The following is a 13,534-nucleotide window of genomic DNA, read 5'->3' on the forward strand; positions in this document are numbered from 1 at the left end:
GGAAAAGCTTTGTTTATGATGATTTTTACAGATTGCTTAGGCAATGGGCACCTTTACCGCATCTGTTTCAAAAACCGTTTCTAAATTCTCGTTAAAGGCTTTAAATTTTGCCTCAACGGTTTGAATTTCGCCGATTTCTAGTTCCTTTAAATCTTTGTCATAAAAAACCATGGTATCCACAGCCTTTTTACCTGCTCCCACAGACATTACGAAAAGCGGTTCAATTGATTTTCCGTTCACCGAAACGTTGCCAGACATAATGGAAATTGCGCTGTCTGTGTTGTTTTCGGCATAAAAGACGATTTCCATGTTGTCAGAAAGTTCGCTTTTCTGAAGGGAACGGGCAGAGAGCTTTACGCCGTTTTCATTGTAAATTTCAAAGCCGCTGTCGTCATAGTTCTGTTTATAAGACGCCGGCGCGTCTGTTTCTACACGAATGACCTCCGACTGCATAATTTCATTGTTGTCGCTGTCAAACACTTTAACAACAAACTCTGCTTCTGTTATTTTTTCAATTCCCATCTTGCCGAACCACTCGTTGCTGATTTCTACAAATCCATCCTGTTCGCTTTTTGCCGGTATTTCAGAAAACAGGCTGTCTGTTGACATAAGCCCGTTAATAGATAGATTGGCCGTCATAACCCGCAAGGGGCTGTCTGTGTCGTTTTTAATGTGCAGATTTATTTTTGTCACAACGTCTTCATAAGACAATCCCGTAACAACGGCGCTTACGCCGCCTTCTTCATAGTTTCCGGCTTTTTTCAGCGAAGCCTGTTCCATCTGATAGCCTGCAAACTGCTCTGCAGTTTTGCGAACCACTGTTTCCTGTTTTTCTTTCTTAGCGCTGCCGCAGGACACAAGTGCAAAAGACAGAAGAAGCATCCCGAGCAGACAAATTGTTTTTTTCATACTCATTCTCCTTTATTTAAGGAATGATAACCGTTTCATAGGGCACGAAAGGCTTAAGCGATATTGCATCCCACAAAAACAGTTTTAACGTGTCGCCGCTGTGTGTGTTTTCAGGAAAGGGATATTCCCAAATTTCAGAGCTTCCCTCGCGAATGGTTTCTGTGTTCCACAAAATATCCGTCAGGGACCCCTGGGGATTGTAAACCGCCAAAGAAGCGACAACAGAGTTGTTCTCCGTTGCCCCGGAATATTCTACCGTGGCCTTGGAATTTACCGTGTCGATGTTCATGACGATTTTATCCTGCCCGGCCTCAATCACAGAGCACTCCTCCAAATACACAGCGTCGCCGTTTAAAAGTGAAGAAAACCGAATGGTTAAGGTTACGTCCTCGAACACCTGTTCATCTGACGACGCCCGAAGGTGGGAGCCAATCATGGTAAAGCTGTCCGGGATTACGTCTCCGTCTAAAACAATGGCGCTTTTTCCGCCCACCGTCAACACGCCTGTAAGGTGTGTGGAAACGCCGTCTCCCTTTGCTTTTATTCTGATGTCATACGATTTCGAGGTGTCCATCCGAAACGTCTGTGAAATGGTGCCGCTGCTTCCGGTCATTTCAACCCGTCCGGAATAAAACCCGTCTGTCCGCTCGGAAGAATTTCTTGTTATTTTGGCCTGGGCGGCTTTCCATGGCATGGCATAATTGGTTTTGGTGTGCTCAAAGCTGCCGTCAGTAATCAAATTTACCTTGTCTGTTTTAATGTCTTTATACCGGCTCTCTAAACCCGCCTTATTGATAATGGCCAATGCCTCCTGCGGCCAGGATTCGTTGGGATATTTTTTGTTGCCGACATATTCGTTATACAGCGTTTTCCGGTCTCCCTCAATCCAGGTGTTGGTGGCGCTGTCGCGGAACCTGCCGTTGGTAAAAAAGTTATCCTTAAATAAAATATTTTTTGAAATATTTCCCCCGCCCTGGGCATAACCTGCACGGATCTGGTCGTCGTTTACAGAATATCTTGTGCTCTCCACGTTTCTTTCAAAGGTAAGCCAGGAAGACGAATTATCGGCATACATGGGCGAAACCGAGCCATATGTGTTCACCAAATGGTTTTCCTTAATCAGCCATCCCGGAGTGGTTTCGTCGCCGGCGGTGGGACCTAAATGATAAATCTGTCCGCCGTCGTCAATTCCGGCTGTTAAAACGTCTTTAATTAAGTTATAGGAGATTTCGTTTCCCACCTCAACCTGATCGGCGCCGCTGTGCCAGCCAACGGAGATACCCGAATAGGTGCAGGAGGAAATTTCATTGTGAGTGATTTTTGTATTGCGGAGCATGCCGCCGACAAACCCGGTCGCGCTGGGAAAATCAAGCCCAATGTTATGAATGTAGTTGTTGGAAACCAAATTTCCCTCGTTGGCATTGGCGGGGTCGGCCGCATAATCCTTGTTACCGCCGTAACCCTGGCTGGGGTCGCCTAACACCACGCCCACGCCGGAGGTGTCGCGCACCACGTTTCCGATAAGCGTACAGTTTTGAAACTGCTTTAAATAAAGAATTCCCATATTTCCCGCGTTATTTACAACACAATTTTGAAAATTGACGTTATTCACAGTCTGTGCCCGAATAGCCGCCTCATAAAGCTTTCCCTCGTGACGGCTGACATCGCTCTGGTTGGAAAGGTGCCCCATCGCGCCGTTGGGCCGAAGCCAAGTTGTTTCAGTGAAGTGAATTCCGTCAAAGGTAACATTTTCGGCGCGGTTTGTCACGCTGTCGCCCTCAATGACTAAAAGCTCGTCGATAACAGGAACAACGGCAGTTGCCTTTGTCATGTCCTCTCCCGGCTCCGGCATATAGAACACGTCGCCGGTGTGGCGGTTAATGTAAAACTCGCCCTCTGTGTCTAACAGCTCATATGCATTTTCAATATACTCCAAATCGTCAGTCAACGTAATTTCTGTTTTTGAGGAGTGGGGATTGGTGGCAAAATCCCATGCATGGGGGTCGAAATTTACAACATATTTGTCCCCCTCCGGCGCAACACTTTGAACGCCCACACGGTAACTGCACCATTTTCTGTAATACACAAATTCCACATCGTCCAAATGTTCCCAGTTCTGCATGCCGAGGTCTTTTCCCACATACTGCGTTTTGTCGGAAAAAAGAGCGCCCTCGGGAATGGAAGCGGAACGTGCCCGCATGGCGCGGTTTCCGTTGATATAAAGCTGCCGCGCTTCTCGTGCCCGTTTATCGGTTCCCACATTTGCTTTCCAAATATTTTTTTCGCTGTCATAAAGCTGCCAGCCGCCGATGCGTTTTCCTCCGCTAAGAGTGGCCTCATATCCGTCCCAGTTTTTATAAATGGTCTGCTTGCCATTGCGCAATTTATCTCCGCTTCCAATTCTTACTGCGGATTGAATTTCGTAGGAGTCCACAACGGAGCCGCCGCGGTTTTTAATGTTGCTTGTTCTTGACGTAACAAAACGGGACAGCTCGTCCTCACCGTAATAAAACGTGCCCCGCAGGTTTACGTTCACGTCAAAATTCACTAAACTTGCGGCCATGCTGACATATCCCTGGGCACGTTCAATGGTGCGGTATGGGTCTTCCATGGTTCCAGCGCCAAAGTCGTCTCCGTTTTGCGCGTCTACATAAACGTCATACTTTACAGCAGTGTCACCGCGCAAAATCTTATCCTCTGAAAAGCTGGAAAATGCGCTGTCTGTGTAATTTGTGCCGTCTCCTAAAGCAACCACACGAACCTTATATGTACCGCCATATCCAACGTGCTTTGTCAAATCCAATTCTGTGGTCTTCACCGTGACCGAATTTGCCTTTCTTGAGCCGCAATAAATCGCCACTTCGTAACCTGCCGCATTTTCAACGGAATTCCAGCTTATATTTAGCCCTTCGCCCCAGACCGGCCCCGCAGGAGCGGGAAGCTGGTTTGCAGCAAATGCCGGCGTGCAAATACTAATTGTCAAAATAAATGTTAAAATAAATCCGATTGCCGTAACATTTCTTTTTAAGTTCATTTCCATCTGCCTTTCCTAAACGTGAATATCACACCGAATAAGTAATTCCTCCGGTATTTTATATTATAACATAATCAAGCGGCCAATTGCAACTGTTTTATTGTGGGACAACAAACAGCGCCTTTCCTGCCGGAAAGACGCTGTTTGTTATTTTAAGCTTAAAACAGATTCTTCACTGTTTCATAAACATAGGACTCTTCTTCTTTGCTTAACTGACCAAAGGGCTTTCGCAGGGCGCCGCAGTCAATTCCCATCATTTTTAAAATTGCTTTTTCGGCCTTTAACACGCCAACCTTTATAAGCGCCGCAATAATGCGGTTCACCTCTTTTTGAATGGGCTGTGCTTCGCTTAAGCGGCCTTCTTTCACAAGCGTATGCATTTTTACAAACTTTTCTGCCATAAAGTTATAGGTGCTGCCAATGCCGCCGTCTGCCCCCATGGCGAGGCCTGCTAAAAACATCTCGTCAAACCCATTGAAAACCACCTTGTCCGGATAGGCCGATTTAAACTGCTCCATTGCAAAATAGTCATTTGATGTATGTTTCACGCCGATGAACCGGTCGTCAGACAGAAACTCGCCGATATTGTCCGCGCTTAAGGTCACGCCCGAATATTTGGGAATATTGTAAACAATCATGGGCAATTCCACCTGGCCTACAAGATCAAAATAATATTGCTTAATCTCAGGAAACGTGAATCCGTAATAAAATGGCGACACAGAGGAAATTGCGTCATAGCCGCACTCTAAAGCGGTTCTTCCAAACTCCGCCGCCTGGTCGGTGCTGATTGCGCCGATGTGTGCAATCAGCGTACACCGCCCGTTTGCAATTTGCGCCGCAGACCGGTAAAGCTGCTTTCGTTCAGATTCAGATAACAAAAATGCCTCCCCCGTGCTGCCCCCAACATAAAAGCCCCGAACGCCCTTTTTCAAATTCATCTCCATCAGTTGTTCCAGCGCTTTTTCGTTAAAACGGTTGTTTTCATCAAACGGCGTTAAAAGCGCCGGGAAAATGCCTTTAAATTTTTCCATGCTTAATAAATCCTTTCCTATTTTTTAATTTCAGTTTAGCACAGGGATAATAAAATTCTTTTGCGAAATTGCGATAATTTTTGCTGACATTGCTTTTTTCAAGTAGACAACGCGCCATATTTGTGCTATGCTTTATGCAGAGGTGATGGATATGCCCGCATTCATTCAATGGAAATACCGCCAGCAGGGAAAAGATGTTTTAAACCACAAACGCCATTTTTTCGACAACAGCTATGAAATAATTCACGTGCTGTCCGGCAGCGGAAATGTGGTCTGCGGCGACAAAATTTTACCCTTAGAGCCTGCAAATATTTATTTTATTGACAGCGAGCTGCCCCACATGACTGTGCCGTCTGAACATTGCGAATATATCAGGAGCAAAATTGTCATTCAGAAAAATGAAATGAACCGTCTGCTTACACAAATTGGGGACAGCACTACCATCGATACCCTATTTGGCACCCGCGGCGGAAATTATTTTCATTTAAGCGGCGAGGCAAACAACAGGGCCGACGGGCTTTTTCTTTCCATGAAAACCGACACAACACCAATGAACTTATTGAAAAACGTGCTGGATTTATTTCTGCTGTGCAAAGCCGCCACTGCGGCAGCGCCGAAAAATAACTACGGCGCCGTTGACCAGCTAATCGGATATGTCAATAACCACTTTGCATCAAATTTAACGTTAGATACGCTCTCTAAAACCGTTCACACCAGCAAATATTATTTGTGCCGCGAATTCCGTAAAAAAACCGGCATGACCATTAACGACTATATTAAAAGCGTTAGAATTCTGCGAGCAAAAAAGCTTTTGGAAACAACAACAGACAGCGTTTCTGAAATTGCGCTGTCTGTCGGGTTTATTAACTTTTCACATTTCAGCAGCGCCTTTAAAGACTCCTGCGGCATGCCGCCGTCTGCATACCGAAAAAAGGCTGCCCGCCCGGTGTCATGACACCGGGCCTTTTAAAGCAGTTTTTTAAGCTCAGGAATCAGATGCCGGGCAACTTCAAAATGCCCGTCGCGAAGCGGGTGCAGAGGCTCTACCGGAATCCAGCCGTAAGAGTCGATATATGTAACAGTTTCCCCTTTTTGCTCGTTAAACCGCTTCACCATTTCGCCCAGCGCTTCGTGGAACGCGCCGCAAAACGCGCTTAAAACCACGATTTTAGAAGCCGGATTTCTTTTTCTCACAAGCTCTAAAAATTCCCAATAACCTGTTAAATAGTCTTCCTCCTTGGCGCCCCTGTCGTTTGCGCCGTGGTTAATTACAATGATGTCAGGGTTTTGCGGTTGTGCAAAAGAACCGCTGAAGTTATAGGGATATGCTTCTATCACCTTTGGCACAGAGCCGCAGCCGCCCTTTGTTATGCCCACTGCGCCGTAACCCATAATGACCGGCTTCAGCCCCAAAGCCCGGGCGGAAAGATATGCATAGGTGGCGGTTACATCGTCCTGGTTGGGCCTGTTTTTCTGGTTTATGCGCTCGTCGTTATAAAATGCGTCGATTAAAACTCCCTCGGTGATGGAATCGCCGATAAATTCAATTACGCGGCGGTCGTCTTGCGGCAATGTGCCGCTTTTTTCTGCTTCATATCCCAAAAAGGAAAGTTTGCCCACCAGCGGTTGATGCCAGCGGTGCTGCTGCTCCATGGCGCCCTTTAAGACAACCGTGATAAAATGCGCCCCGCTTGTTTCGCACTCAATCCGTAAATACCGGTTTAAAGGTGTTTCCATTTTCGCACCATTGTCCACGCTAAGATACAGATGGGGAAAAGGATGTTCGTTCCAGTCTGTGTCAAAGTGCAAAACAGCGCATGTTCCACAAAACGCAAGTTCTATTGTGCCCCCCGGCGCCGTGGTTACAGCCGCGCCGAACCGTTCCGTATCCCACCGCCCCGATAATCTGACAGAGGTGTCTTTGTATGATATAAATTCCATAACGGTCTCTCCATTTCTTTATATTTTCAATATGATCCGCTTTTATTGCCGACAAGACAGTTGCACCTTAATGTTATATTTTTGTTTTTTCCACCAGTTCCTTTAATTGTCTAGCCGTATAATCGTCTGTGTCTGTCACATAAATATAAACGCCTTTGGGCGAAATGTGCTTTAACAGATTTTCAAGCATCTCCGGCCTGTTAACAAACAAAACCAAGCCCTTTCCGCCTGCCTGTATCTTTTGATACAGCTCAAACCAACATTCGTCGGCAACATCTGCATTGCCGGCCCCCGGAATCCATTGAATGGCGTTCAGACGCGGAATGGAAAGCAGGTGGTCAACATGCTGAAGTTCACCCGGTCCGTCCAAATGGTAAATGGAGTGATCCAGATACTCTGTTTGATAAATTAAGTCCGGAAGGACAAATTCTTCAAACATATCCGCAGACAGCATTGCGGAAAAGTCGCACTGCAGCGGAAAATATGCTTTTTCGCACCAAATGGGCATCCAGCTTGTTACGCCGTCCTGATAGCCGTCTGTTATACTTTTTAAATGGAAAAACGCCTCTTTCCAGACAGGCTGAATTTTTTTCACCAGTTCCTTTACCTGTTCAGGATGGTCATACACGTCCAACAACAGCTCGCTGGTGCCTCTGAGTGACGCGGCAATGTCAAGCGTTCCGCCGATGTCGGCAATGGAGGTATAGAAAATGCCCTTTCCTGCCTCGCAGAGCATTTTGGTATAGGTATCCGTTGCCTGCCACATTTCAGAATTTCTATAAATTTTAATTTCGGGACAGCTGTCCCAATTCTTTATAATCGGATTGCGGTCAAACCAAACAGTGTCTTTTGCCACCTGGAAGCTTCCGCCAATGCAAGCCGCCAAGGAACCCGGTCCAAAATCTGTAAATATGGTTGGGAACCCGTCGCAATAATAATTTGTATGCAAAATACGTTCCTTTTCCCGCAGCACGCGGAATTCAAAATCCATGCGTACTTTCCAGTTAACCTCATCCTCTGTCAGTCCGGAAAAATCCGGTGCCGGGCTTTTGCTGCCATCGGGCGCAGACAAATATACCAAAAAACGGTCTGTTGCATCGTTCTGCCAAAAAGCGCTGTAGCGTTTTTTGGAAGCTTCACTTAACATAAAAGTTTCCTCCCCTGCCTGATATTATTTATACCTTATCTGAAAATTCGTTTCCTGTCAAGCATTATTTTATATTGGATTGTCAATGAATATTGTTGACTTTAAAATCAACGTGGTATATAATCTATTTAACCTAAATTTTTAAGAAAATAAAGGAGCGGAAAAATGAATTTCAGACAGGTACATTTAGACTTTCATACTTCAGAAAAAATTGACGACATTGGCTCGCGTTTTTCGAAAAAACAGTTTCAGGAAGCTTTAAAAGCCGGACACGTGAATTCCATCACCGTGTTTTCAAAGTGTCATCACGGCTGGGCTTACCATCCGTCCGACGCCAACGAAATGCACCCCGGCCTTTCTTTCGATTTACTAAAAGAGCAGATTGAGGCGGCCCACGAAATTGGCGTGAAAACGCCTGTTTACATCAGCGCGGGTTACGACGAAAAAGCTGCAAAGGAACATCCCGAATGGCTGGCCCACTACCGGGACGAAAACGGCAACATATTGATGCCAGACTTTTCAATTCCCAGATATCATATGTTTTGTTTAAACACGCCTTATTTACCCTATCTTCTGGCGCAGATTAAAGAGGTGTGTGAACGTTACGACGCCGACGGCATCTTTTTAGATATTATGTCGGTGAGAAAATGCTACTGTCCCGCTTGTGTTGCTCAGCTCATTGCTGAGGGCAAAGACCCTGCAAACGAAGCCGATGCGTTAGACCTGGCAGAGCGGGTTTATGCAAACTATTGCCGCAGTGTGCGCGAAACCATCGATTCTGTAAAACCCGGCCTGCCTGTTTTCCATAACGGCGGCCACATTGTAAACGGCAGGCGCGACTTGGCGGACTTTAACACCCATTTAGAACTGGAAAGCCTGCCCACCGGCGGCTGGGGCTACGACCATTTTCCGCTGTCTGCGCGCTACGCACAAGGGCTGGGGAAAGAATTTTTGGGTATGACAGGAAAGTTTCACGAATCGTGGGGTGAGTTCGGCGGATTTAAACACAAAAATGCACTGCGCTACGAGGCGGCCTTAGCCGCGGCCAACGGCGCAAAATCCTCTGTGGGAGACCAGTTAGCCCCCAACGGTGAAATGGACATGGCCACCTATAACCTCATTGGCGCAGCCTATAAAGAGTTAGAAGAAAAAGAGCCGTGGCTGGATCATGTTACGGCAAAAACCGACATTGCCCTGTTTTCTACCGAGGCTGCCGCGACTTATTATAAAACATCAGACAGCGCAAGGGTTTCCGGTGCAACGGCAGGCGCTGTGCGCATGCTGCTGGAGGGCCACTATCTGTTCGACGTGGTGGATTTTGAATCGGACTTTAACAAATACAGCGTGCTGATTTTGCCGGATGCCGTTCGGTTAGATGAGGGATTTCAAAAGAAAATACAGTCGTTTTTAGATAACGGCGGCAAAATTTTAGCCACCGGCACGGCTGGTTTGAAAAAAGAAAACGACAGTTTTGCTTTCGACCTGGGTGCAAAATTTGTTGGCAAAAATGAATTTTGCCCGGACTATCTGCGTCCCGGTTTTGACATTCCCGATATGGACATTTCTGACTACATCATCTATGCGCAGGGCTATAAATGCGAAACCACAGGCGAAGAGCTTGCCTCCCGCCGTGACCCCTACTTTAACAGAACGGCAGAGCATTTTTGCTCTCACAGACACGCCCCCTCTTCCGGCGTTTACGGCGGTGCCGGCATAACGGAAGGCAAGGACGGCGCATACATCGGGTGGGAAATTTTCACCGAATATGCAACCCGGGGTTCGCTTATTGCAAAGCGTGTTGTAATGCACACATTAGACAAACTGCTTGCTGAAAGAAAAACCCTTGAAACCAGCCTCCCGGCCCAGGGCGTTGTCACGCTGATGGACCAGGCTGAAAGCAGCAGACTGGTTTGCCACACCCTTTACGCCATTCCTGTAAAACGTGGAAGCGGTGTTGAAATTATTGAAGACATTGTGCCGGTATTCGACATAGATGTAAAAATTAAAACGGAAAAAGAAATTAAAAAGGTTTATTTGGCGCCGTCAATGGAAGAAATTCCGTTTACCCAAAAAGAAGGATATGTTTCCTTTACTGTTCCGAAAATCGAATGTGCACAAATCACCGTGCTTAACTATTAAAACTTTAAAAGGCTGTACAGCGTTACTGTACAGCCTTTTTCTTTATTCTTTTGTATAACCGCAGTCGGGATTTGCACAGACAATTTGTTTCTTTTTGCCTTTTTTAGAAAGCAGCAGGCCGCCGCATTTCGGGCACTTTTCACCTGCCACGGGCATATCCCACGTCATAAAATCACATTTTGGGTTGTCCTCGCACCCAAAATAGGTTTTGCCTGTTTTCGATTTCTTTTCCAAAATCTTTTTGCCGCATTTGGGGCAGTCTGCCCCGGTTTCTTTCACAATGGGCTTGGCATTCCGGCACTCCGGAAAGCCTGGGCACGCTAAAAACTTTCCAAACCTGCCCATTTTATACACCATGGTTCGACCGCACTTTTCGCAGATAACGTCAGACTTCTCGTCCTCAATTTTCACCTTGCCGATTTTCTCATCTGCCGTTTTCAATGTCTTTTCAAAGGGGCCGTAAAAATCTTCTACGATTTTTACCCAGTCGATTTCGCCCTCTTCAATTTCGTCCAAATCCTTTTCCATATCTGCGGTAAATGCAATGCCTACAATGTTCGGAAAATGCTCCGTCATAATGTCGGTAACAACCGAACCCAGTTCTGTTGGAAGCAGCTGCTTTTTCTCACGCGTGACATATCCCCGCGCTGTAATTGTGGTGATGGTCGGTGCGTAGGTGCTGGGACGGCCAATGCCCTTTTCCTCCAGCATTTTAATCAACGTTGCCTCCGTAAACCTTTGAGGCGGCTGGGTGAAATGCTGGTTGGGCAAAAGCTTTAACAGCTTTAAAATTTCATCTTTTGAAAGGGGCGGAAGCACCTTGTCCTTTTCTGTTTTATCGTCGTCGCGTCCCTCCACATATACGCTCATATATCCTTTAAAAACCAGCTTTGAGCCGCTGGCCTTAAAACCAAACCTGCCGGCTTTAATATCGGCGTTTACCGTTTCATAAACCGCCGGCTTCATTTGGCAGGCAATAAACCGTTCCCAAATCAGCTTATAAAGCTTATACATATCTGCGGGAAGCGATTCTTTTAAATCGGCAGGCTTAATCGACGCATAGGTGGGGCGGATTGCCTCGTGCGCATCTTGGGCGCTGTTTTTTGTTTTATACACATTTGGCTTTCCCGGAAGCAGTGCGTCGCCATATTTTGTTTTAATTTCCTCCCGCGCGTCTGCTATAGCGTCGTTTGAAAGCCTTAACGAATCGGTTCTCATGTAGGTGATTAAACCCACGGTGCCGTGGCCCTCCACCGCCGCGCCTTCATATAGCTTCTGGGCGGCCATCATGGTTCTTTTCACCGTAAAGTTTAACTTTCTCGACGCCTCCTGCTGCAGAGTGCTGGTGGTAAACGGCGGAGCGGGATTACGCTTTTTCTCGCCTTTTTTCACATTGTCCACTACAAATTCCTGCTGTGCCAGCTCGTCTAAAATTGCTTTCACTTCCGGCTCTTTTTCCGGTTTGATCTTTTTACCGTCGCAGCTGTTTAGCGACGCTTCAAACTCTTCTCCTGCCTGGGTTTTGAGTTTTGCGTCTACCGTCCAATATTCTTCGGGAATAAAATTTTCAATTTCCCGCTCACGGTCAACAATCAGCCTGGTGGCAACAGACTGCACCCGCCCGGCGCTTAGGCCTTTTTTCACCTTGCGCCACAGAATCGGGCTGATTTGATAGCCCACAATCCGGTCTAACACTCTTCTGGCCTGCTGGGCGTTCACCAAATCCAAATCAATGGGGCGCGGTTCTTTAATGGCTGTCTGCACTGCATTTTTTGTAATTTCGTTAAACGTAATTCTGCAGTTAGATGTTTCATCTATATTTAAAAGCTTTGCCAAGTGCCATGAAATTGCTTCGCCCTCACGGTCGGGGTCAGTTGCAAGATAAATTTTCTTTGCGTTTTTTGCCTCTTTTTTCAGCTTTGACAAAAGCTCGCCCTTGCCGCGGATTGTAATGTATTTCGGTTCAAAATGATGTTCTAAATCTACCCCCATTTGACTTTTGGGCAAATCCCTGATATGTCCCATGGAAGCTACCACATTATATGATTTTCCTAAATATTGTTTAATTGTTTTCGCCTTGGCAGGCGACTCCACAATCACCAAATTGTTTGCCATTTTAGGCCTCCTCTTTTTGTATCAGACGTTTAAAATAAAGTTCTTCCCCGGAAGCGTTTTTACAAATCCTCCGATTTCCAGCATCGTAAGTTCTGAGGAAAGCTCATCCGCAGACAGCGACGTTGCATTCAGTAAATTGTCAAAATGCACGGGGTCAAGCGACAGGCGCGTCAATATATTTTTTGCGGTTTCGGACAGACCGTCGTACCTTGCGTCAGTAAGCGGCGCAAAAGCTGCGCTGTCCGGCTCCTTTTCCTCTTTATATTCTTCCTCTGAATTATTTATGCATTGTTTTAATGTATTTATGTACACATCCTCATACTCGCTTAAAACATCTATTGCAGATGCAACCAAAACAGCGCCCTGACGAATCAGACTGTTGGTTCCCCTGCTGTGTCCGCGGGTAATGTCGCCGGGAACTGCAAACACGTCCCTTCCCTGCTGAAGCGCATAATTTGCCGTTATCAGCGCGCCGCTCTTTTCCGGCGCTTCTACAACCACCACGCCGTCTGAGATGCCGCTGATTATTCTGTTCCTTGCAGGAAAATTTTGAGGAAGCGGCGGCGTGCCCGGCGGATATTCTGAAAGAACCATGCCGTTTATGCTAATTGCCTCCATCATCTCCGAATGCTCGGGAGGATATGCAATATTCAAGCCACAGCCCAAAACCGCTACTGTTATGCCGCCGGCAGAAAGCGCGCCGGAGTGGGAAGCGCCGTCAATGCCGCGGGCCATTCCGCTGACGACAACAACGCCGGCCGCAGCCAGCCCCTTAGCAATATCCATTGCTGCACATCTGCCATACTCCGTCATCAGCCTGTTTCCAACCATGGCAATGCAGGGCCGGTCGTTTAAATTAATCCGCTTGCGGCTTAAAACATATAACACGTAGGGCGGGTCTGGAATGTGCCGGAGCTTGTCCGGATAGAACGGACTGTCATAGGTCAAAATCCGAATTCCAAGTTTTCGGCACTGTTCTTTCACCCGGGCGCAGGACGTTAAATCCTTATCAGACAAAATATGAACCTCGTCACTGCTTAACCCGGCAGCCTCAGCCAGCTTCTTTTTTGCGGCTTTAAAAATTTGTTCAGGAGATTCAAAAATTTCTAAAAGATGGGTGATTTTATTGTGTCCCAAATTTTCTTTTAAAGACAGCCACAGCCAAAAATCTAACTCTGCCAAATCAGCCACCCCATTTTAAAAAAAATTCTTTCTATA

Annotated in this window: 9 protein-coding genes; 2 read left to right on the forward strand and 7 right to left on the reverse strand. The window is 46.6% G+C overall.

Annotated features, from left to right (window positions below; genetic code table 11):
* Positions 1-36: 36 nt before the first annotated feature.
* The 3 genes from H8698_RS06870 to H8698_RS06880 all read right to left on the reverse strand — a co-directional run bounded on the left by H8698_RS06870 (position 37) and on the right by H8698_RS06880 (position 4,974).
* The gene (locus H8698_RS06870; RefSeq protein WP_249311851.1) at positions 37-909 is read right to left on the reverse strand and encodes a hypothetical protein; all 873 of its coding nucleotides are present in this window, start codon (positions 907-909) and stop codon (positions 37-39) included.
* A gap of 16 nt (positions 910-925) precedes the next feature.
* Positions 926-3,943, reverse strand: a complete 3,018-nt coding sequence (locus H8698_RS06875) for a right-handed parallel beta-helix repeat-containing protein (protein WP_249311852.1) — start codon at positions 3,941-3,943, stop codon at positions 926-928.
* A gap of 158 nt (positions 3,944-4,101) precedes the next feature.
* The gene (locus H8698_RS06880) at positions 4,102-4,974 is read right to left on the reverse strand and encodes an N-acetylneuraminate lyase (RefSeq protein ID WP_249311853.1); all 873 of its coding nucleotides are present in this window, start codon (positions 4,972-4,974) and stop codon (positions 4,102-4,104) included.
* Between the two features lie 151 nt (positions 4,975-5,125).
* On the opposite strand from H8698_RS06880, the gene H8698_RS06885 reads away from it, so the two are divergent.
* Positions 5,126-5,929, forward strand: a complete 804-nt coding sequence (locus tag H8698_RS06885; protein ID WP_249311854.1) for an AraC family transcriptional regulator — start codon at positions 5,126-5,128, stop codon at positions 5,927-5,929.
* An 11-nt stretch (positions 5,930-5,940) separates the two neighbouring features.
* Here the strand turns inward: H8698_RS06885 and H8698_RS06890 are convergent, their stop codons facing one another.
* Together H8698_RS06890 and H8698_RS06895 are read right to left on the reverse strand one after the other, a co-directional pair.
* On the reverse strand, positions 5,941-6,915 hold the full coding sequence (locus tag H8698_RS06890; RefSeq protein ID WP_249311855.1) for a GDSL-type esterase/lipase family protein: 975 nt from the start codon (positions 6,913-6,915) through the stop codon (positions 5,941-5,943).
* 73 nt (positions 6,916-6,988) lie between these two features.
* Entirely contained in the window at positions 6,989-8,062 is a 1,074-nt protein-coding gene (locus tag H8698_RS06895) for a hypothetical protein (protein WP_249311856.1), read from the reverse strand.
* 165 nt (positions 8,063-8,227) lie between these two features.
* On the opposite strand from H8698_RS06895, the gene H8698_RS06900 reads away from it, so the two are divergent.
* Positions 8,228-10,201, forward strand: a complete 1,974-nt coding sequence (locus H8698_RS06900) for an alpha-amylase family protein (protein WP_249311857.1) — start codon at positions 8,228-8,230, stop codon at positions 10,199-10,201.
* Positions 10,202-10,243: 42 nt separating this feature from the next.
* Here H8698_RS06900 and topA read toward each other — a convergent pair whose 3' ends face one another.
* Positions 10,244-12,316, reverse strand: a complete 2,073-nt coding sequence (gene topA, locus H8698_RS06905; protein WP_249311858.1) for a type I DNA topoisomerase — start codon at positions 12,314-12,316, stop codon at positions 10,244-10,246.
* A gap of 21 nt (positions 12,317-12,337) precedes the next feature.
* Positions 12,338-13,498, reverse strand: coding sequence for a DNA-processing protein DprA (gene dprA, locus H8698_RS06910; RefSeq protein WP_249311859.1), 1,161 nt, complete (start codon positions 13,496-13,498; stop codon positions 12,338-12,340).
* Between the last annotated feature and the right edge of the window lie 36 nt (positions 13,499-13,534).

Origin of the sequence: Congzhengia minquanensis, assembly GCF_014384785.1 — a bacterium.
GTDB classification, from domain to species: Bacteria; Bacillota; Clostridia; order UBA1381; family UBA9506; genus Congzhengia; species Congzhengia minquanensis.